Origin of the sequence: Virgibacillus siamensis (assembly GCF_900162695.1) — a bacterium.
In the GTDB taxonomy this organism is placed as follows: domain Bacteria; phylum Bacillota; class Bacilli; order Bacillales; family Amphibacillaceae; genus Lentibacillus; species Lentibacillus siamensis_A.
In genome coordinates this window covers 1,272,583-1,293,839 of record NZ_FUIH01000007.1, presented here as the reverse complement: position 1 = coordinate 1,293,839, position 21,257 = coordinate 1,272,583, and the positions used below count along the sequence as shown (strand labels likewise).

General features: G+C 41.0%; 18 protein-coding genes and 1 pseudogene. 2 read left to right on the top strand and 17 right to left on the bottom strand.

Going from position 1 to position 21,257, the window contains the following annotated elements:
- Positions 1–144: 144 nt before the first annotated feature.
- From rlmD to B1K71_RS10140, 8 genes are all read right to left on the bottom strand, one after another.
- Positions 145–1,638: a 23S rRNA (uracil(1939)-C(5))-methyltransferase RlmD gene (gene rlmD / locus B1K71_RS10175; RefSeq protein ID WP_077330175.1), complete on the bottom strand. Its 1,494-nt coding sequence runs from the start codon at positions 1,636–1,638 to the stop codon at positions 145–147.
- A gap of 1,002 nt (positions 1,639–2,640) precedes the next feature.
- On the bottom strand, positions 2,641–3,024 hold the full coding sequence (locus tag B1K71_RS10170) for a Na+/H+ antiporter subunit G (RefSeq protein ID WP_077326542.1): 384 nt from the start codon (positions 3,022–3,024) through the stop codon (positions 2,641–2,643).
- Positions 3,002–3,286 (bottom strand): Na(+)/H(+) antiporter subunit F1, encoded by a 285-nt coding sequence (locus tag B1K71_RS10165; protein ID WP_077326540.1) that lies wholly within the window; start codon positions 3,284–3,286, stop codon positions 3,002–3,004. The genes B1K71_RS10170 and B1K71_RS10165 overlap by 23 nt, the downstream gene beginning before the upstream one ends.
- Positions 3,286–3,768 (bottom strand): Na+/H+ antiporter subunit E, encoded by a 483-nt coding sequence (locus B1K71_RS10160; protein WP_077326538.1) that lies wholly within the window; start codon positions 3,766–3,768, stop codon positions 3,286–3,288. The genes B1K71_RS10165 and B1K71_RS10160 overlap by 1 nt, the downstream gene beginning before the upstream one ends.
- A gap of 34 nt (positions 3,769–3,802) precedes the next feature.
- Positions 3,803–5,281 (bottom strand): Na+/H+ antiporter subunit D, encoded by a 1,479-nt coding sequence (locus B1K71_RS10155; RefSeq protein WP_077326536.1) that lies wholly within the window; start codon positions 5,279–5,281, stop codon positions 3,803–3,805.
- Positions 5,274–5,612 carry a Na(+)/H(+) antiporter subunit C gene (locus B1K71_RS10150; protein WP_077326533.1) on the bottom strand — a complete coding sequence of 113 codons (339 nt, stop codon included), beginning with the start codon at positions 5,610–5,612 and terminating at the stop codon, positions 5,274–5,276. Before B1K71_RS10150 ends, B1K71_RS10155 begins: the two co-directional genes overlap by 8 nt.
- Position 5,613: 1 nt before the next feature.
- Positions 5,614–6,036: a Na(+)/H(+) antiporter subunit B gene (locus tag B1K71_RS10145; protein WP_077326531.1), complete on the bottom strand. Its 423-nt coding sequence runs from the start codon at positions 6,034–6,036 to the stop codon at positions 5,614–5,616.
- Complete coding sequence (locus tag B1K71_RS10140; RefSeq protein ID WP_175631892.1) at positions 6,023–8,431, bottom strand: Na+/H+ antiporter subunit A; 2,409 nt, start codon at positions 8,429–8,431, stop codon at positions 6,023–6,025. Before B1K71_RS10140 ends, B1K71_RS10145 begins: the two co-directional genes overlap by 14 nt.
- Before the next feature lie 562 nt (positions 8,432–8,993).
- Here B1K71_RS10140 and B1K71_RS10135 point away from each other — a divergent pair.
- Positions 8,994–9,674 carry a histidine kinase gene (locus tag B1K71_RS10135; RefSeq protein ID WP_077326529.1) on the top strand — a complete coding sequence of 227 codons (681 nt, stop codon included), beginning with the start codon at positions 8,994–8,996 and terminating at the stop codon, positions 9,672–9,674.
- A gap of 164 nt (positions 9,675–9,838) precedes the next feature.
- Here B1K71_RS10135 and B1K71_RS10130 read toward each other — a convergent pair whose 3' ends face one another.
- The 4 genes and pseudogenes from B1K71_RS10130 to B1K71_RS10115 all read right to left on the bottom strand — a co-directional run bounded on the left by B1K71_RS10130 (position 9,839) and on the right by B1K71_RS10115 (position 12,858).
- Entirely contained in the window at positions 9,839–10,654 is an 816-nt protein-coding gene (locus tag B1K71_RS10130; protein WP_077326527.1) for a DUF899 domain-containing protein, read from the bottom strand.
- A 180-nt stretch (positions 10,655–10,834) separates the two neighbouring features.
- Positions 10,835–11,072, bottom strand: a pseudogene (locus B1K71_RS10125) (SDR family oxidoreductase); the annotation flags it as partial.
- 142 nt (positions 11,073–11,214) lie between these two features.
- Positions 11,215–12,039: a hypothetical protein gene (locus B1K71_RS10120; protein ID WP_077326525.1), complete on the bottom strand. Its 825-nt coding sequence runs from the start codon at positions 12,037–12,039 to the stop codon at positions 11,215–11,217.
- Positions 12,040–12,267: 228 nt separating this feature from the next.
- Positions 12,268–12,858, bottom strand: a complete 591-nt coding sequence (locus B1K71_RS10115) for a GrpB family protein (RefSeq protein WP_077326523.1) — start codon at positions 12,856–12,858, stop codon at positions 12,268–12,270.
- 283 nt (positions 12,859–13,141) lie between these two features.
- On the opposite strand from B1K71_RS10115, the gene B1K71_RS19910 reads away from it, so the two are divergent.
- Complete coding sequence (locus B1K71_RS19910; RefSeq protein ID WP_175631890.1) at positions 13,142–13,303, top strand: hypothetical protein; 162 nt, start codon at positions 13,142–13,144, stop codon at positions 13,301–13,303.
- 23 nt (positions 13,304–13,326) lie between these two features.
- Here the strand turns inward: B1K71_RS19910 and cysK are convergent, their stop codons facing one another.
- The 5 genes from cysK to B1K71_RS10090 all read right to left on the bottom strand — a co-directional run bounded on the left by cysK (position 13,327) and on the right by B1K71_RS10090 (position 21,192).
- Positions 13,327–14,244: a cysteine synthase A gene (gene cysK, locus B1K71_RS10110; RefSeq protein WP_077330171.1), complete on the bottom strand. Its 918-nt coding sequence runs from the start codon at positions 14,242–14,244 to the stop codon at positions 13,327–13,329.
- Positions 14,245–14,251: 7 nt separating this feature from the next.
- Positions 14,252–15,556 (bottom strand): D-serine ammonia-lyase, encoded by a 1,305-nt coding sequence (locus B1K71_RS10105; RefSeq protein ID WP_077326521.1) that lies wholly within the window; start codon positions 15,554–15,556, stop codon positions 14,252–14,254.
- Between the two features lie 58 nt (positions 15,557–15,614).
- Complete coding sequence (locus B1K71_RS10100; RefSeq protein WP_175631889.1) at positions 15,615–16,466, bottom strand: gamma-glutamylcyclotransferase; 852 nt, start codon at positions 16,464–16,466, stop codon at positions 15,615–15,617.
- Positions 16,467–16,693: 227 nt separating this feature from the next.
- The gene (locus tag B1K71_RS10095; protein WP_077326517.1) at positions 16,694–17,563 is read right to left on the bottom strand and encodes a 5'-3' exonuclease; all 870 of its coding nucleotides are present in this window, start codon (positions 17,561–17,563) and stop codon (positions 16,694–16,696) included.
- Positions 17,560–21,192: a dynamin family protein gene (locus B1K71_RS10090; RefSeq protein WP_077326514.1), complete on the bottom strand. Its 3,633-nt coding sequence runs from the start codon at positions 21,190–21,192 to the stop codon at positions 17,560–17,562. Before B1K71_RS10090 ends, B1K71_RS10095 begins: the two co-directional genes overlap by 4 nt.
- Between the last annotated feature and the right edge of the window lie 65 nt (positions 21,193–21,257).

The window sequence follows — 21,257 nt, the reverse complement described above, 5'->3', positions numbered from 1 at the left end:
TTAATTTTGCATCACACCTATTAAGGGCGCAGCAGTATAGAATCTTATCTTTCTAGACCATAATTTCATAGTCATTGGCGATATTCCTCTACTACCTTAATAATACGGTCAAATGTCTATTTTAACTAGCAAGAGTATTTTTAGTTAGACATTTTGTAATACTAATTTTGTGATTGCTTCCACATGCACCGTCTGCGGAAACATATCCACCGGCTGAATACCTTCAACCGCATAGCCGTTCTTCACCAGGTACTTCAAATCCCGTGCCTGGGTCACCGGGTTACAGGACACATACACTACCCGCTTCGGCTGCAACTTCACCACGCTGGATAAGAACGCTTCGTCACTCCCGCTTCGTGGCGGATCCATAATCACCACATCTGCTTTCTCACCACGCGCTGCCATCTTTACCATGAACTCCCCAGCGTCTTCCTGATAGAATCGGGCATTTTTCACGCCGTTGCGCTTTGAATTATGGATAGCATCGCGAACCGCATCTTTATTCAACTCCACGCCAATGACCTTTCCGGCCCTCTGGCTGGCAATTAAACCAATCGTACCAATCCCGCAGTAGGCATCCACCACGGTTTCCTTTCCAGTCAGCTCTGCCATTTCAATGGCCTTTGCATACAATTTTTCCGTCTGTACCGGATTAATCTGATAGAAGGATTTCGCCGAGATGTCGAACTTAAGCCCGCAAAGAGTATCTGTTATGGTCCCCTTACCGAACAGTACTTTTTCCTGATTGCCTAGAACCATGCTGTCATTCCTCTTATTCACGTTCATCAGGAGGGTCGTAATTTCTGGATGGGCCTTTCTTAGTGCTTTTACAAAATTATTCTTCCCTTTGAACATAGGTGATGCTACTACCAGTACCACCATAATTTCACCACTGACTTTTCCGACCCTTACCAATACGTGTCGCAAAAAGCCCTGACCAGTGTCTTCGTTGTAAGGCTGCATTTTAAAGGATTTCATCATCCCCTTGATGGTTTGAATAATCTCATCCGCTTTTTGGTCATGGATGATGGACCTCTCCATTGGTATGATCTTATGAGTATTTTCAGCGTATAGCCCACTTATAATCTGCCTTTTTTTATTCAAACCAAATGTCATAACATTTTTATTACGGTAGTAAAACGGAAACTCCATGGTTATGATTGGCTCTGGTGTTCCAAAAGGCTTCATTAGTTCATCTATGATTTTCTGTTTGAAACGCTTTTGGGCATACCCATTCATGTGCTGAATGTGGCACCCCACGCCCTCGTAATAAGATGAGCGCGGTAAATTGACACGGTCTTCTGAAGGATTAATAACCCGCTTTAGCTCTATTTCGAAAAAGCGTCCTTTCTTAGAAATATTCACTTCAGCTGTTTCACCAGGCAACAGATTAGCTACTTCAAGCTGCTTTCCTTCCCACCGGACAATGCCTTTACCTCCATCGGTAAGGCCAGAGCAGGTCACCTCTGTGGTTACGGTTTTCTGGGTACGATGGCGCCCATCGTTTGCCTTAAGCTTGCCTTTGGATTTGCCGTCCGCTCGATTCGCCCGCGCCTGGTGCTGTTTACCGTGCTTATTCCCAGGACGATGACGTTTTTTTCCTGTTTTTCTATATTCGCTGTTCTTTCTTTTAGTCATAGGCACTTTCACATCTCTTCTTCTTCTTTGACACTTCATTATATACTACCCAAAGCCGGCAGTAAACCAACTGTTGTAAACTCTGCACATGGGTTGGCAATCCTTCTTCAATTGCACGCGATGGTCCCCGTCAGCACGAGCACGTCTCAATCATTTAATTTGTTGAACTGTTGGGCTCTAAATGATACTGATCTTATTCGATTCTCGCGGTCGTTCGTATAACGGAATAATCCTTTCTGCTATTGGATAGTATTATTGAATACTCGAAACTGAGATGCTTTAACTAGACACCACAGGTAGTTATCTATATGTCTTTATTCCATTTTCAAAAGCCTGCTTATCGTTATTCTCGATTCCGGAAAAAATTATAAAGTGAGTTTTATATTGTCTTATCATATTGTAAAATTGTATTAGAAATGTTTTGTACAGTAGACTACCCAGAGGCAAATAATCTTACATATTGATTTTACAAATACTACAATAGTCCATGTACCTTTTTGATTCTACATGATAATAACCATCAAAACGTATGGGGTAATAAGAAGAGAAAATTTTATGGCTGACATTATACCATTAAAATTACCGGCACAATTAATACAAGAAGAAAAAGAACGCATCCAGGATAAGCGGGAAGAATGGTATAAAAAATAATCCACCCTTGAGTTAGTGGATCAGGTGGATTATTCCCATTCTTTTGCTGATCCCCTTACAGGGAACCTGCCATTGCAATACTCTTGAAATGACAGGATCACTACAACTAACGTGAAACGTGCTACAGGATATAGCATCAATTAATGTTTCAAATACTGTCATATGGCCATACCCCTTTCATCGGGAGTGTGCCGACCACCCTTGAGAAAACCTATTATATTGCTACTCAATTATAACAAATTGATTCACCAAATTGGAACTTGCACTCAAAAAGACGTCAAAAAAATCTGGAACTAAAACATTTCATTATATTTCAAAAGCGGTGAAGCGCCAATTATCAGTTTAGTCACCCTACTCCGACCGCTGATCACTCTCATTCGCCTCATTTTTTTGCAATACATCGTATAATTCATCTTCCACGGTTGTGTCAGCCATTTTAACTTTTCGGCGATATGCGGCCCTTGAAATAAGATGGCCTGAGACAGGGGCAGTTAAAAATACAAATAAAATTCCCAGGAGAATTCGAACACTAAAAAAGGATTGTCCCCACCAGAAAAACAGAAACGCACCTAATAATGTTAACAAAATAGACAGTGTCGAGCTTTTTGTAGCTGCATGGGAGCGGGTATAGACATCCGGAAAACGGATAATCCCAATGGCGCTTATGACTGCCATGATACTGCCAATCAAGATTAGAAGCGCCGCGATAAATTCACTTATGTCGATTACGTTCAATGACAACACCCCTTTCCATGTACCTTGAGAAAGCGATAGTACTGATGAAAGCCAATATGGCCAGAATTAAGATAACTTCAAGAAAGGCTTTTGTATTCAGTAAAACAGAAATTACAGCAACCACAGATACGAGGATAACTCCGATCATGTCCAAGGCAATGATCCGATCAGGGAGACTCGGACCGATGACAATACGAACAAGTGTAAGCGCACCTGCCACTCCAAATAAAACCAATGCTGTAATAAGCATGATTTCTGTCATTACCGGGTCACCTCCATAATGGCTTTTTCAAATTTGGAAAGAGACTTCAACAGCATTTCCTTTGATTCTTCCACATCCATTGCATGAATATAAAAAGCATCTCCTTCTGGTGTCACTTCCATCACAACAGAACCAGGGGTCAGTGTCAAAAGCAGACCCAGAACAGGTACCTCCCATTCACCCCTAAGCTCTGTTTCATATTTGAAAATACCTGGTTTAATCTTAATTTTCGGGCGCAGGATATGTTTTAAGGTGTGTATACTGGACTGCAGGAGCTCCGATGTAAATATAAAAACAAGTTTCACAACCGCAAAGAATCGCTGTAAATAAAACCTTTCCCCGAAAAACCGATGCATAACAAACATAATGGCAATCCCAATAAGGTAGCCGGTAACAAAGGTTGTAAATTTTAAATCCGCTTCATCTTTAAACATCATCCATAGAAATGCAATACTTAAATTCAGTAAAAACTGGGCAGGCATCTGCATTCACCCCTTTCGTCATAGCACCTTGCGATTATTTATTCATCACTGCATCAATATAAACTTCTGGATTTAATAGTGTATTTGCCGCATCTTCAACATAGACAGCGAGCGGTTCTGCCCCCAGTCCTAAACCAACCGTACAGATTGTTAGCAGCACACATGGCATAATCCAGCCTTTTTTCATTGGAATTTCATCTTCCACACCAATAATTGTCTCTCCCCAAAAACAGTTCAGGAAGACCCTTAGCAGTGAATACAATACAAAGATACTGGACAAGAAAGCAAGTGCTAAAAGGATAAATGCCCCTGTCTCCACTGCACCCTGACCTACCAGAACTTTTCCGATAAACCCGCTAAACGGAGGTATACCCGCCAGCGACAACATAACTATGAAAAATATCCAGCCAAGCAGCGGGTAATTTCGGATCATCCCGCTCATATAATCAATTCTGGTTGTACCAGCTAGTACTGTCATGGTACCGGCCACAAGAAACAGCAATGCTTTCACAACCATATCATGCACCAAATAATAGATGGATCCCTCAATTGCTTCGGGTGACCCAACGGCAAGTCCCGCCATAATAAACCCAACAGCAATCAAGACATTATAAGAAACAATGAGGCGGATATCCCTATACGCGATAGCTCCAATGCTCCCGCCAATTAGAGTTAGTGCAGCTAAAATCCCTATCATATTATGCGTGATTTGAGGTTCATGGTAAAAAACAAGTGTGAACATACGGAACATCGCATAGATCCCGACTTTTGTCATAAGTGCCCCAAACAATGCAGCAACTGCTGTTGGAGGTGCACTGTAAGATCCGGGTAGCCAATAATATAGAAAAAGTCCGGCCTTCAAACTGAATACTACCAGAAACACAACGCCAATAACCGTTAATAATGGAGTCTGGCCAGATTCCGCTACCCGCTGTGATATATGTGCCATATTCAATGTTCCAACCATTCCATAAAGGTAAGCAATTCCAATCAGGAAAAAGAATGATGAAACGACATTCATGGCCACATATTTGATTGATTCCCGAAATTGCAGCTTCCTATCTCCGAGCGCAATAAGTATATAAGAAGCGAGCAGCATAATCTCAAAATTAACGTACAGATTGAATATATCCCCGGTTAAAAAAGAACCGTTCACACCTGCTACAAGGAAATTTACAAACGGATAAAAAAACATCTTTTCCCTCTTTTTACCGATAGAGGAAAAGGCATATATGAGACAAACTGCCGTGACAATACTTGTTGTAAGTACAAGCAGCATAGAAAATGAATCCGCAACAAACAGAATACCAAACGGCGGTTCCCACCCGCCAAAATCAAGCCGAAGTATTCCCTCTGATTGAATTAGATTTAGAATAAATAGGCTCAGGAATGCATTCGTCGCCATTACACTGAAGCTTATCCATCGCTGAACACCAATATAAGAACGGAGAAAAATAAGTACGATGCCTGTCAGAACAGGAATGGCCATTGGCAGCACAAGAATGTTATTCATCATCAAAACCTCGCATCTCCAGAAGATTATCCGTTCCAAGCTTCTGATAGGCCCTGTATCCAAGAACAAGCATGATGGCAGTGACTGCAAAGCTGATGACAATTGATGTTAAGATCAGTGCCTGCGGAAGGGCATCGGTATAAGAGGAGTCTTTTTCACCCAAAAGAGGCACTCCTCCTGTTTTCAATCCGCCCATCGTGATAATTAAAAGGTGTGCAGCATGTGAAAGAATTGCAGTTCCCAAAATAACCCTAATCACACTCTTGGAAAGTAGCAAATAGGTAGCCACTGAAACCAGTACACCTGCAAGGACGATTATTAATGTTTCCATTTTATACATCATCCCCAATCGTAAGAATTATTGTCACAACAACCCCGACAACGGTAAGTGCCACACCAATTTCAAAAATCGTTATCGTAGTCAGTTCTGTATTCCCGAAATAAGGAAGCTCAAAATAACCATGTGTCATACTTAGAAAAGGCTCGCCGAAAACAAGGGAACCGAAACCGGTGCAAACTGAAATGAAAGCACCAATTGCCGCAACAATTTTAAAATCAAATGGAAGTCCGGATTTTACTGTTTCCATATCAAATGCAAGAAAAAGAAGCACAAAGGCAGCCGCCAATATTATTCCTCCAATAAAACCGCCCCCGGGGTTATGATGCCCGGACAGAAATAAATAAACAGCCATTGTCAATAGGATAAAGACGACAATTTTTGTTACTGCATGCAAAATAACATCATTGATCTTCAATGTTGTGTCCCCCTTTCTTGGATTTCGATTTGACAAAGGAATAGACACCAATCCCGGCAATGAGGAGGACTACCACTTCAAGCATTGTATCAAAAGCACGGAAATCTCCTAATATTGTATTGACAATATTTTTTCCGCCGGCAAGTTTATAGGCGTTTTCATAATAACCGGATATGGATTCAAACAATTTTCCGCTCCGGACAGCAAGCGCTAAAAGGATGAAAACAACACCAACCGATACGGATATAAGAATGTTAAGGCCTTTCTTGCGCTTTGGTGTATTCTCCTTTTGCCATTCCGGCAAGAAATAATAACTGACAAGGAAAAGTACCGTCGTCACTGTTTCAATCCCGACCTGGGTAAGTGCCAGATCCGGATCCCGGAATAACACAAAAAATACTGCAATGGAATAACCAAGCACCCCGTTAAGTAAAATGGCCGTCAGTCGTGATTTGGCGAATAGAATGGAAATTCCTGCAACAACCATCACGACAGCAAGAATCCATTCATAGACTGAAATCGGTGCATTGCTGGATATTCCAAAATCAATGGCTCCAGTATAAATTAGTGTTCCACCGATGAGTACGCTAAAGAACAAGAAGATATAGATAAAATAGTCACGCAGAAAACCGGTCATGTAAGAATCGGTAACAACTCTGGATCTGATTTCCAACTGATCCAGTGCAAAACTGTACAGCTCATTAAATGTCCATTTTTCCGGGGCAAGCCTGTAGATCCCTTTCCAATAGCGTAATGCAACGTACATAAGTGTTCCAACAGCCGCAACGCCGAACGTCATAAATAATTCCATATTAAATCCATGCCATGCTTTAATTTCTACATCAAGCCTATCTGCAGGGAATGTTGGGAAAATCCCGGCCATCGCCGGTTTAAGCAAATTATTCCCGAGTACATTCGGGAAGAAAAACAAACCTACTACCATTAAGCCCAAAACAGAGGGTGCAATCAACATGCCCAAAGGGGGTTCATGCGCCGGGCGTTCCAGCTTTCCTAACTGATATGGCCCGAAAAATGTCTTGAAAACAATAATCATCGAATAAATAAACGTAAACACACTCGCGATCCAAGCAATAACCGGGAACAGTATTCCCCATGTGTCCATCGAGAAAATGTTCAATTCACCAATATGTAAGACAGAAGTAAAGAACATTTCCTTACTTATAAAACCATTAAATGGCGGAAGTCCCGCCATTGAGAAGCTTCCAATTAAGGAGATGGTAAAGGTAATCGGCATTAATGTAACCAAACCGCCTAGTCTACGAATGTCACGGGTTCCCACCTCATGGTCGACTATCCCGACAACCATGAAAAGTGCCCCCTTAAAAGTTGAATGATTCACTAAATGGAAGAGCGCCGCAAACGTTGCCTGTGTGTAAATAACGGATTCTGTTGAATAACCGAAATACAGTGCAGCTGACCCAATACCAAACATTGTCATAATCATCCCTAGCTGACTAACCGTGGAATAAGCAAGCAGAGCCTTGAGATCGGTCTGTTTCACCGCATTAAATGAACCCCAGAAAAGGGTTAAAAGACCAATCCCTCCAACGAGCCAGAACCACAATGCTTCTCCTCCGAAAACCGGTGTGAAACGTGCAACCAGATAAATCCCTGCCTTTACCATCGTAGCGGAATGCAAATAAGCACTGACTGGCGTTGGGGCTTCCATAGCATCCGGCAGCCAGATATGAAATGGGAATTGCGCCGATTTCGTAAATGCTCCGATAAGAATTAACACCAATGCAGGGAGAAAAAGGATATGATTCGTATACTTTGGAATCTCATGGATAATCTCCTGCACACTGAAAGTACCTGTCATCACGTATAGCATAATAAAACCGACAAGCATGGCAAAACCACCGCTAACCGTGATAAGCAAAGACTTTTGTGCACCTTCTCTGGATTTTTTCCGATGGTACCAAAACGCAATTAACAGAAATGAGGAAATGCTTGTCAATTCCCAAAAAACATATAAAACCAGGATATTATCAGAAAGCACAACCCCAAGCATTGCACCCATAAATAAAAGCAAAAAAACAAAAAAATGTTTTAACGATTCTTCCGGGGATAAATAATAAATGGAGTAGAGAACGACAAGTGTCCCAATACCTGTGATTAAGAGTGCCAGAATCATACTGAGCCCATCCAGGTATGTTGTAAAATTAATATCATAGTTGGGGATCCAATGGATTGTTTGTGAAATTGTTTCTCCTCTAGCTATCATCGGAATATAGCTCGTAAGCAGAAGAAAAAGTCCAAATGGGACAAGCAAAACAAACCAGCCGATATGTAATGTTTTCAGACGTTTTGCTAAAAAAGGAATAAGGGCGGCAACTATAAATGGGATAATAATTGCTGCATGCATTGTTAACAAATTTTAGCCTCCGTTTCCTGCTGCGGCCGCATCCAATGAGAAAAGCCCCCCCTGTCTCCCCATTGGCGATACTACTATATTACGGCCTCTGTCAGTTAGTTATTTCCTATTTTCAAACATCATATATGTATTAAGTCTGTAATTATTCAAATACTCAAACAAGGATACAATTTAATAAAACGAACATATAATAGACATAAATATTATAGCATGAAATCGAATGGCTCTTCACTTTAAACGACCTTTCCGCTATTATTAGTTAAGGAAATTTAAGAGAGAAGATTGCAACCCCTTTGGCTTTTTAATAACTGATTTGCCAAACCTGGGTAATGCTGCACTGCCAGTAACAGAAGAAGCTTATATCTGTGATTGACGTAGGAAAATAAAATGGGACTGGAACTTTTCTGCTGGATGCATTATGATATATGGGAATGTAGATACCTTCTGCTCACATACTACCTAAAAATAGAAGGATTGTTTTCTTATGCTTTAGGATAAAAGTGAGTTCAGAAAAAGTACTATATTAACAATGTACACTGAAATGTAAGAGGTGATTGCCGTCATGAAGAGAATAAAAGGTCGTATGGACGAAAGTATTTTGGTTTGTGTGTACTATGGCCCCAATGGCGAAAGACTGATCAGACGGGGCAACAAACTGGCGGACTTACTTGATTGCCCTTTATATGTATTAACCGTTGACCCAATGCCATACGATGAATTCGATGCGGAAAAATCCGATTATATCGAACGCTGGAAGGTATTATGTGATGAACTGGATGTAGAGGAATTCATTGTTCGCGATAATGAAAAGCGCACTTCTGTTAAAGCAATTGCAGAAGTTGTCCACAACCTTAATATTACCCAAGTCGTAATTGGCCAAACGCCACAGAACAGATGGGAAGAAATCACAAAAGGTTCTTTTGCCAGTTCACTGCAGCGTGTTATAACATTTGTCGACATTCATATAGTCTCCTTCGACAGGACACTTAAAGGCTATGAAGACACCGCCTCTTATGAAAAAGGAGTACGTGCTTTCCTTCAGAAGGAGGAAGAGAAATATCATCTAAGTTTTACCAGAACGAAAAAAAACCTATATGAAGGTATATTCTATAAAGAAATTGGTACAGACTTTAATAATGGAGTCTTTAAGTTTATAAATAAAGACGGCAGGACCTGTCAAGTACACGTCACTGATGATAAAGTAACTGGTGTTTTAAAAGAAGAACCAAATTTAAAAGTATAGGAAACAAAAGGCTTGGGCAAAAATGGTTTACCTAAATAAGCCCGAATTAGAAAATGGAGCGGTTATACGCTCCTTTTTCTAATTGGTAGTTTAACAAACTAGCCCACATACAGATCTGGAGCAGTTTTTTATGGATTTTTAAAAACCAACCATTGAATTTGGCGTTAATTAAAATCGCTCTCTTTTGGTTTGCAACAAGAATCCACCGCAAATGAGTGATCGTATTCGTCGTGTCGGCGAAGCCATGTCTTGCCATTTCCGTCGCTGCGTCCGGATGGCTGTTCCCAGTCCTCCTGCCTGCCAAGTGCTGTCAAGTCAAGGTAGTTAAAGATACCAAGCAATTGGTCAGTCCCACGGGCATAAGTGGTATATGTGTGAAAGATTCTTTCACCATCGCGGAGAAATGTGCTCACGCCAGGCACTTCCATCGACTGTCCGGAATCAACAGGGACGCCCTTCTGAACAAGCTCATCCTTGGTCAAGTAGTTATATTCGATTGGAGCGACGGACTCGTCCAGCGTAGCGTGAAAGTCATAATTGAAGCTGCTATCGCAGGACGAGTACCAAGGAATGTTCCACCCCATACGTTCCTTGTACTGCTGGAGCTTGGGAAACGGAGCTCGGGATACCAGGGCAAGCGACGTATTGCGTGCATGCAGATGGGCGAGATGTCCGATGTTGTCTGCAGCAAGCGAGCAAGCAGGACAACCTGCATCCCAATCAGGATCGAACATGAAGTGATGCACGATAAGTTGGGGACGCCCGTCAAACAAATCGAGCAAGCCTATCTTGCCTTTTGGACCCTCGAAAACGTAGTCCTTGTTGATCTCTACCATTGGAAGTCGACGGCGCTCAGCATTCAACGCATCACGCATCTTGGTGAATTCCTTCTCTTTAACGAGCAATTCTTTACGAGCCACAAGCCATTCATCACGTGACACAACATTTGGTAGTTGCAGATAATGTTGCTTTTTTTCCATATTTTTTTCTCCCTTCTTTTGTTTTCTTTAGTTTTACACACATAATGGCTATAGACTTCTTCTCGATTGCTAAAAATCCCTTTAAAATTTTTAAAAGCCCCTTGTATTGATCATACAACGGACTTCAACTACTAGAATCAACTAAGTTTTATTCAAGTTAGACTAAACAATGAAATGAACAGTTGTAATCACATGACCGGATTTTTGTTTCTTAAATTCTGGAAGTACCGCTTCGATACCATTTAAAACACCTTTTAAGTTTACATCAACCATTTGGTTCCATTCATTGCTTTTTAGTTCAGACAGAGGTGAGTTCGGCATTAAGCCGGCATTTTAATCTTTGGTTATCTTCTGCTATTGTGACATCTGTCACTTGGTAAACAGCTTCTCCGCTGTGGGGAAATATATATTGAAGCAGCTTCGCAGTATTATTAAATCATACAATTCAAATAACACTTAGTCCTATTAGTAGACAGGTTTATATTTATTTTTTCAACTACACACGCTTATGTTCAAGACAAGCGCAGCTCTTATTCGATTACCGCGCCTTTAAAGAGTTATTATTTTTCATTGTCATTAACAATCGGAAGAAACCGATACGCCCAATGAGTTCGGCATTTATTCAATGTATAATACCCTTCCTGCATGTCTTTTGACATATATCCGCATTGCTGGCGAGTATTGAAAACGTCTTGAATTTCATTTTCTGAAGAACTATAGTAACTCAAATCTGGAATAACCCCAATCCAACCCTGATTGGCGCTTTTATCATATCTTGATTTTAAATCATAAATCAGCACCCCTCTTGCTCCTTCATCCTTCACCACTCTAATTTCACGTTCATTGTTTCTGCCATTTTCTCCAGCAATTTTCATAAACTTTTCAAGTATATCTTTATTTTTTATTTCATTATTTTTCAATACGACATCATCTTCATCTGGATGAAATTCCTCTGTTTTTTGTTCGTCTTGTGCGCTGTAATCAGACGATTCCGGTGTGCCTTCCCGTTCCTTTAATTGTAATTGAGCATTAAGGACAGCAGATCGAAGACCGAATGCAATCGCATAGCTCTCACTCTGTTCCCCGTCACTCGTATCAATTTTATCGATTGCTTCCAGTGCCTTGCCAATTTTTTCTTTGTCTGTTGAATCTTTTATCTTACTAGACTTCCCATCTTTGACTTTTTCTTCGTCTTCCACCTCAAACAAATCGTTCACCTTTTTGGCTGCTTTGTTGATGTTATTTGCATTATCATTGTCAGTACCACAACCTTGCAATACCGACACCACGCTTAAAACAATAAATAAGCTGATTACAATAACCTTCTTTTTTGGGTTTAAGGCGGATTCATTAGTCAATTTCACTGATTTTTTGCCTTTATTCAACTTACCACTCCTGAAAATTTTATTAGCAATCTTGAACTTATGGAAGGAATCTTATAGAGAACGGGTGTGTTTTCTGTATTTATTTTCCCCATAACCTGAAGAATGACTTCTTTATATGATATTATATCAATGGAATTGTTAGCGCTCCAAAAAAGGCGCCCGATTTGAACAATAGATTCAAACTCTTCTAGATTGGTCAACAGAATTATGATTGTTTAGCAACACTTTCTACTCGAATGCGTTGGCTCGCTCCATAATTTCCTGAACTATCGAATTTTTGGCATCTGCATAATCTTGCACGTATCGCCATTTACGTTGAGCCAACTTCTGCTTGATGCGTGCGTATTTGTCCCGATCAGAATTGTTGGACAGTAACCAATCACGAAAACGTAACATTCGATCGACCTCAGATGCCCCTTTACTGAATATATGCAGATTGATGTCTGTATCGGGGCCTTTGAATAGACGATGTTCAAACCACTCGGGTTCCCGAATATGTAAAGTATAGCCGACTTCCTCCAATCGGGAAACATAGGAAGCCTCATCGGAAGAGTCCGTCACTACTAGTAGAATATCAATAATTGGCTTGGCACAAAGTCCTGGCACTGAAGTTGATCCAACGTGCTCCACTTGTAAGGCTTTGTTGTCCAGTACGGAACGAATACGTTTGGCCTCCCGATCAAATAATGTTGGCCACTTAGTATCATAGTCTAGAAGAGTGATCGGCGCGTTATGCTCTTTACGTTTTCCAACAGTAACCTTTTGAAGATATTCGTCATTTTTAGATGTTGGATTTGAATTGTCCGGTTCCAATGACAAATCATCCACCTCCTCATTATTAGCATTTAAAGGTACCATACTATTTGTAAAGTTACAACAGTTGCCTTCATTATATTGTTATTTTTCTTGAAAGTAAGATTAGAATCCTGAAAGTATACACGAGGCTGGCTCTAAAAACAAAAAGCAATCGGAACCTTCACCCTTCGTATAACGGAAGAATACTCAATCACTTTTACGTATTTATATGCTTAATTTAGATCGTCATCATATGTTCTAGGACAAGATAATTCCCGAATAATGTAAGAATAAGGGGGTTGGGGTATTGGACAATATTGATTGGCAAATGCTGGCTTTTGTAGGAACGTCACTTGTGCATGACTATTGGAACTATTGGGGGCTGCCAAAAGTTTATTTTTGGAATATATACCATGAAAATGAAAGTGAACTGTTGAATTACCAAAAAAACAAGAGCAACGCATCTTAGCTGCGCTGCTCTTCGTATCCGAATTAATTAAACAAATTCATACTGAGGTATCTTTCACCTGTATCAGGGGCAATGCATAATATTTTCTTTCCTTTGCCAAGCTGTTTTGCCACTTGAATTGCCGCAAATACTGCCGCTGCACCAGAAAGCCCAACAAAAATCCCTTCCTCACGGGGCAGCTTCTTAAACATTTCAACCGCATCATCGTCATCAATCTGAATGATCTCATCATAAACATCTGTATTTAAGATATCAGGTATAAATCCCGGGCTTGTTCCGACCAGCTTATGCGGACCGGGTTTTCCACCGGACAAAACCGGCGATCCCTTTGGTTCTGCAATGGCAATATGCAACCCAGGGATTTTTTCTTTTAAGGTTTCGCCTGTTCCGGTGACAGTCCCACCGGTGCCGGCAGTGCAAACAAATCCATCGAGAGTGCCATCCATTTGTTCATATATTTCTAGTGCAGTCGTCGTCCGGTGTATATCCGCATTGGCCTGATTTTCAAATTGCTGTGGGATAAAACTGCCGGGGATCTCTGCTTTCAGTTCTTCCGCCTTTTTGATGGCACCTGGCATTTTTTCAGCGCTTGGGGTGAGCACAACTTTTGCCCCGAATGCCTTCAAAATATTTCTTCGCTCTTCAGTGCTGTTATCCGGCATAACTAATATTACCTGATAGCCTTTAGCGGCACCGTTCATTGCCAGACCTATGCCGGTGTTTCCACTTGTAGGTTCGATGATGGTATCACCTGGTTTTATAGCTCTTGCATCCTCCGCCTGTTTAATCATATTGAAAGCAGCCCTGTCTTTAACACTTTTGCTGGGATTATTTGATTCCAGTTTCACATATATATCCGCTGCATCATCAGGTACCACCTTATTTAGGCGTACGACAGGTGTTTCCCCAATCAGTTCTGTCATGTTCTGTACAACCTTCATTTTTATATCAACCTTTCTCCAAAAATCTTTTTCCCTTTGCATAAAATTCCTTCATATCTTCTCCAGGCACCAGGGATCCGCCGGTTGCCCAGGCAATATGCGTAATGTTTTCGGAAGGCAGTCGATGCACATATTCCTTTACACGCTCAGGGCCAATTAACCCTGCAGTTGCAGATGGTTCAAGATAAATCCCTTCTGTATCAGCCAGCTTTGTTAAATAACGATACAAATCAGGATCCTCAACTGTAAAGATACCGCTTATCAAGCTGTCGCTGATTGCTGTTGCAAATGCTGATGGCCTCCCAACAGCAAGCCCATCCGCTTCAGTAATATTATCGATGCCAAAATCCTGCACACTGAACTTTTCCATCCCACCGGTCAAAAGTCCGATAAGCACAGACGGGGAATGCGTTGGTTCGACAAAGAAACAATGCACATGTTCCCCAAATACGTGTTTCAGCCCAAATGTGATACCACCTGGTGAACCGCCAACACCGCATGGCAAGTACACAAATAACGGATGTTCTGCATTCACTTCAATATCTCTTTCCCCGAGTTGCTTCTGTAATTCAAACGCTGCTACACTATACCCTAAAAATAAATGCTTTGAATCCTCATCATCTACAAAGTATGCTTTCGGGTCCCGGATTGTCTGCTCGCGTCCTTGTAAAATAGCTTCACTGAAATCACCGGAAAATTCATGGACAGCTGCCCCGCGGCTTCGAAGCAGATCTTTCTTCCATTGCTTTGCATCTGCAGACATATAGACGGACACATTAAAGCCCAATTTTGCGCTGATTGTTCCGATGCTTAATCCGAGATTTCCGGTTGACCCGACACCGATTGCGTACTGACTGAAAAAGGTTTTAAACTGATCCGATGCAAAGATCTCATAATTATCATCCGTTGAAACCATCCCAGCATCAATTGCAAGTCGTTCTGCATAATGCAGGATTTCATACAGTCCGCCTCTTGCCTTAATGGACCCGACAATCGGAAGGTCATTATCACACTTTAAATAGAGTTTCCCTTCCAAATCAGGCATCAAATTTTTCTGGAAATTTGTAATCTGTTTTAATGGTGATTCAATGATACCGTCCGATTCCGGAAAAACTTTACGTAAATAAGGGGCGAAACGCTCCCACAACGCTTTTGCCTCCAACATATCCTGTTTGGTGATTGGCAATGAATCCATGCCTGATTGTTTATGTAAATGAGGGTTACTCCAATAGGCAGGGTTCATTTCCGTGATTTGTTTTAAAGGCGGATATTTTTCTATCCAATTTGCTAGTTCCTGTTGTGAAAAAACCATTTTGATCACCCTTTCATAACACATTCATTTTAGCACACCCATTTTTTCAGTTCGAACACTATTGTCCCTTCTGCAGATTGTCGATCTTTTCGTTTACCTTCCTTCGATAATCGTCACTGAGGCAACCTTTTCCACCTCTTAAGATTTCTGTTCCATAGCGAATCGTTGGGGCAGTTTCTTTAACCTTCCTTATTCCAATGAAAGTTAAGGCATAGACCGGTTTTCCTGCAATGCTGATTGGTACAACTGCCGGTCTGTATATATTATTGTACACTCCTTCACGCTTATACAAATAGTCCAACGTCTCAAGCGGCACCTGATACACTTTGCCTTCCACTTGCTTAGATTTATTTTCAACAATATCGGCTTTACCGCCATCATCAGTATGAATAGAAAAGCGGAATTCAAAATCTTTTAGGGTACCAGCCCCGACCACATCTTTGAAAAAATGGTCTGTCCCGGCTAGGCGAAAGCGTTCATCATCCATGCAAGATCCATAAGCAAAGTACAACAGCTTATCCTGTTTTATGTATTGATATAAAGTCCAGTCCCCGGATTGAATTTCCTGTGTTATATAATCCATTGCCCTTTTTGCAATAAATACGAAGGCACTGTTTTCTTCACCCTTATCGTTCCATACGTCAACTGTAACTCTGTTGTACAAATTGTCAGCTCTTCCCTCTGCATATTCCTCAAGTTCATTGATTGATTTCATCTGAACATCACTGACATCATACAACTCACCGTAGACCCACGATGCTTCATCGTGCCGCATTATCGGGTAACCCTTATCCGTATCAAACAATTTCCCCTTAATTCGGCATTGAGTGTAAATGCACTTGGCACCTTCCATGAAATCATGATTTCGTTCACCGTTTCGCAATGTTCCATAAACAAAAACTTTCGGCATACGTCCTCCCCCTTCGTATCCAGTCATTTCATTAATCGTATCACATGCGTTTCGAAGGATAAAAAGCAACCCCTTATAATACCGTTACATGTATATGTGTATACCCCCCCGAAAGCAATCCCCTACCCTTTGTCTCATATATGGAAAAATCGAAAAAAAATAACATGCAACTTAATTGCATGTTATCCTAACGTAAATACCCGTTATCAGAAAGATGTTCCCATACGTTATTTTACCAGTTTGCCAAGATTCTTAAACTCGAGTTCCGTGAACTTTCCCTCAATCCGGCTTTTATCATATTTCCATAGTGCACTGTCAATTGAACAGGAAATTGGAACATCACACTTAATTTCAGCAAGTTCCCTGGACAGATGAAGTAAGTCCAGATTATTTCTTATTTTCGTTTGTATTCCTTTTGAAAGATTATCTATATTTTCCAGCAGGTTATCAATTGTTTCATATTCTTTAAGAAGCTTCATAGCAGTTTTTTCACCAATACCTTTTACCCCTGGATAGTTATCCGAAGTATCGCCCATCAAGCCCTTTAAATCAATAATCTGCCTTGGTGTTATCCCTTTTTTCTCCAAGAAATTTGACTGCTCGTACACATCATAATTGCCCTGTCCTTTTTTCATAATTGCAACACTGATCCCTTCATCAACCAGTTGCAGAATATCCTGATCACCTGTCAGAATGAGGACTTCATTCTCAGCTGAAAATGTCCGGGCGAGCGTTCCGATACAGTCATCCGCCTCAAAATTTTCCATACCGATATTCGGCATATCAAAGGCCTCCGTTACCTCTTTAACCAGTTCAAACTGTGGGATCAATTCCTCCGGTGGCTCGGATCGATTCGCCTTGTAGCCTTCAAACATGTCCGTACGAAATGTTTTACTTCCCATATCCCAGCAGCAGATGACATGGGTTGGTTCAAATGTATCCACTGCATCAAGAAAGTACCGCATAAATTGATAGACACCATTCGTTGGTACGCCGGAGCTGGTCTTCATAAAATTACCCCGAAAAGCCGTAGCGAAAAATCCCCGGAACAATAAGGCCATGCCGTCCACCAGCATTATCTTTCCTTCTCTTGTCATACTTCCGCCTCCAAATCTTGTTCAATAACGGAAAACAGTTCATCCTGTTTCACTTGTAATGATTCAAGGTCAACTGATTGATTATCCATCATTGACAACAAGTTATCAAAATACGAATCTATATGATTAGCAGTCTCCAGTTTAATGTTATCTGTAACAGTCTGCCATTGTTTCATATAAACATCCTGCATTTGCTGCTGATTTCGTTCCAGATAGTTTTCCGCAAATGGGGATAAACGGCTGTATAGAGCCTCCTTCATGGTTTCCTTTTCATTCTTTGCAAAAAATGCTTTCGTTCCGTTAAACAGTTTCAGTTCTTTCCGGAAATCATCCGCACTTAAATCAACAAACGCCTGATCATAGGCTGGTGTTTCCAGTTCAAGATCGCGAAAATCCGGCAGCAGGAATTGAGCATCAATTTGTTTGCTTTTGCCTGAAAAGTCATGATGCAATTCGTTTTGCAGTTCTTTTATGAATGACTCAATCCGCAGTGAAACGGCCCGTAGTTCCTGCAATAATTCGTAACCTGTAAAATCAAGCAGTTCCTGCAGCTGTTTTTCAAGCTGAAGAGCAGCTTTTCTGCCAGATTCCGTAATAGTTGCCGGATTAAATGTGTCTTTAAAAAAGTCGTGAAACCGAATTGACAGCCGCTCGAGTACATAATAAAGCTGCTTTTCAATTTTTTGATTTATCTTTTGTCCGCTTACTTCTCCATCCAGATTTTCAGCAAGCTGCTTTAATGCATGACGCTTAGACCGCAATTCTTCACGGTAGGCTTCTTTTTCATCCGCGTTCAGCTGTAAAGAATCAATATACTGCCGGACCGACTGCAGTGCGCGGAACATATCACGGCCGGCGGATTGAATTGTAATTGCCGCCAGTTCATGGTGAATAAAATGATTAAAATCGTGTTCGAATGTAACCATTTTTCCATTTAGTGTCTGTTCATTCTGCTTTTCCTGCAATGACTGCTTGCTGGAAACAGGGTATAATCTTGGAAAACGGATTCCCAAAAGTGTAAGCTGTTCTTCAATATAGTTGGACACCAGCTGTAATTCCGCTTCATCGACCGCTAAATCAGCTGCATTCATAATGAAGAACATTTTATCCAGTTCAAATGCATCTTTAACCCGTCCAAGCTGCAGCAGAAAGTCTTTATCTGCCCGTGCTAGTGCATGGTTATAATAGGTGACATATAAAATAGCATCCGCATGCTTAATGTAATCAAATGCAACATTAGTATGGCGGGCATTGACTGAATCGGCACCAGGAGTATCGACCAGTGTAATGCCATCTCTTGTTAAATCACAATCATAGTAAAGATCTACCGACTCAATGTAACATGCCTTTGCTTCATCGGTTACAAAAGCTGCGAATGACTCAATATCGATTGTAATATATTCCGAACGTGTTTCCATATAGTTACCGTAACCATCCAACACCGCCTGTAAATAGTTCTGGTGTGTTTTATGGAGGTCAGTGTTGGCCTGAATATCATTATCTCTGATCCAATCCACCAATTGTTCAAAATCACCCGATGGCGGATTAAGTTTGTTCATAAGCTGCTGCAGATCATTGGTCAATGTTTGCTTATCTTTCAAGGTTACAACTACGGTACCATGTCTAAATTCGTCGTTAGTCGGATTGATACGGTTGATTACAGCAGTTGTCGGGTTTGGCGATACCGGAAGTACATGATCCCCAAGCAGTGCATTGGCAAATGATGATTTACCGGCACTGAATGCACCGAATAAAGCAATGGTGAATGATCTTTTCGTCAGCCGATTTTGCTTTGCCTTTAAGTCATCAACAATGGACTGAAATCCGGGTAAGTCCTGGATTGTGTTGATAACATTACTGATTTTTTTCAATGTCTCCCCGGTGGAAGAAGTACGGGACGTTTCTTCGGTTCGACCTTCTGTGGCTGCAACTTCATTCTCCTGCGCTTGTGGTGAAAACACACTGGCTGTTGCCTGTTTAACCGGTTTATGCCGCTTGGCAAGTTCTTGCCAGATAGTTTCATAGACACTTTCATCTGCATTTGGATGATGCAAAGCGGATTCCAGCTGACTTAATTTATGCTGCAGCTCATGTTCCAGATTTGTTTTATTCTGCTGTGTATCCATTAGTCCCTGCAGTTTTTCGAGTTCCGGTTCATATGTCTTCAGCTCTTCGTCACACCGCCTTTGAAGGAGTTTCTGTATTTCATCCCAAATACCGAGCGCCTCTCTTTTATAGCGATTTTTAATATCGGAGCTGACGTCATTGGTATAAATTAAAACATAATCTCCATTCACTTTGGCCCCCGGCTTTTGCAGTGCTTGAAGCTGTTCTTCCCCATAATCGATTGCGATATGCTGAATGGTATTGGAAAGGTTCTGATCATATACGTTAAATTGCTGCAACAGGTCCAGAAATTTATCCCGAAGTTTCCACTGAATCGACGCATCCATCGTTTCCTGCAGTGAATCGCGAAAATCATCCAACCGTTTTTGCCTTTCTTCCTGCGTTTTCTTCTTCGATGCAAAGATACCTGCTTTGAAATCACGCTGCTGTGTTTCCAGATAGGACTGCGCCTTATCACGCAGAACTGCCGGCATCAGGTATGCATTTTTCAGGGTTCCATTCAGTTCCTTAAAAAACGCATCCTCCATTTCTTTGGGAATTTGCTTAATTGATTCCATTTCTTCTTGGATGACAGCAATTTTGGATGCAGGGTCAGCCGATTCGTCTTTATACGCTGTTTCCGGCATGTCGTCCTCATAACGGGCATTTATAAATTCCTTATGTGCTGCTGTGACTTGTGTCAGGGAACGCTCCACATTCAAAACGGATTCCCTGTCAGTTGTCATCAGGGAAGTAAGTTTTGCTTTAATTTCATCCAGTTTGTTATGGGCAGCAGTTTGATCAATCAACGATGAATAATAAATGGATTGCGGGTGAATATTCCATTGATTAAACGTTTGTTGAATGCTGTCGGAAAATCTGGCAAATGTGATTTCACGTTCATCATGTTTATCAATTTGATTAATAATGATATAAAATGGTATCCCAATATCCTGGGCCATTTTAAGGAATTGTAAATTGACTTCGGACTGGACATGATTGTAATCCATCACATAAAAAAGTCTGTCAACCAGATGCAGTGAAGATTCAGTCATGAGACGATCAGCATCATCTGCTGCATCAATTCCGGGCGTATCCATAATCGTGCATCCGTCCGGAAGCATCGTTTCCGATGTGCTGATATCAATTTCCCGTATACTCGCCTTATCTTTGGCATATTCCTTTATCATGTCAATATCATACGGTTCCGCATATTCAAGCGGTTCACTATTATGAAAATAAACTGTCGCTTTACCACTGCCGGATTTAATTTTAACAACGTTTGCACTCGTAGGGATAGGACTTTTCGGTAAAATCTGCTTCCCAAGCAGTTCATTAATCATTGATGATTTACCTGCCGAAAAATGGCCGGCAAAGCTGATCATCACTTCCCTATTACTATATTTTTCATAGACATCCAGAAGTTTATCAGCATTCTCCGCATCTCCATTATCCTGCATAACCTGATAAAGACTAATCAATTGCTCTTCTATTGTCGATTGTTTAGAAACTGTTTGCATCATGATGATAATTCCTTCCTAAATACATTTCCAGCATCCATTATACGATTTTTTATCCCGATTATCCA

Bases quoted from the DNA above. Each gene is read 5' to 3' on its own strand.
- rlmD (WP_077330175.1), bottom strand. From the start codon at position 1,638: ATGACTAAAAGAAAGAACAGCGAATATAGAAAAACAGGAAAAAAACGT.
- B1K71_RS10165 (WP_077326540.1), bottom strand. From the start codon at position 3,286: ATGACAGAAATCATGCTTATTACAGCATTGGTTTTATTTGGAGTGGCA.
- B1K71_RS10160 (WP_077326538.1), bottom strand. From the start codon at position 3,768: ATGCCTGCCCAGTTTTTACTGAATTTAAGTATTGCATTTCTATGGATG.
- B1K71_RS10155 (WP_077326536.1), bottom strand. From the start codon at position 5,281: ATGAATAACATTCTTGTGCTGCCAATGGCCATTCCTGTTCTGACAGGC.
- B1K71_RS10150 (WP_077326533.1), bottom strand. From the start codon at position 5,612: ATGGAAACATTAATAATCGTCCTTGCAGGTGTACTGGTTTCAGTGGCT.
- B1K71_RS10135 (WP_077326529.1), top strand. From the start codon at position 8,994: ATGAAGAGAATAAAAGGTCGTATGGACGAAAGTATTTTGGTTTGTGTG.
- B1K71_RS10130 (WP_077326527.1), bottom strand. From the start codon at position 10,654: ATGGAAAAAAAGCAACATTATCTGCAACTACCAAATGTTGTGTCACGT.
- cysK (WP_077330171.1), bottom strand. From the start codon at position 14,244: ATGAAGGTTGTACAGAACATGACAGAACTGATTGGGGAAACACCTGTC.
- B1K71_RS10105 (WP_077326521.1), bottom strand. From the start codon at position 15,556: ATGGTTTTTTCACAACAGGAACTAGCAAATTGGATAGAAAAATATCCG.
- B1K71_RS10100 (WP_175631889.1), bottom strand. From the start codon at position 16,466: ATGCCGAAAGTTTTTGTTTATGGAACATTGCGAAACGGTGAACGAAAT.
- B1K71_RS10095 (WP_077326517.1), bottom strand. From the start codon at position 17,563: ATGACAAGAGAAGGAAAGATAATGCTGGTGGACGGCATGGCCTTATTG.
- B1K71_RS10090 (WP_077326514.1), bottom strand. From the start codon at position 21,192: ATGATGCAAACAGTTTCTAAACAATCGACAATAGAAGAGCAATTGATT.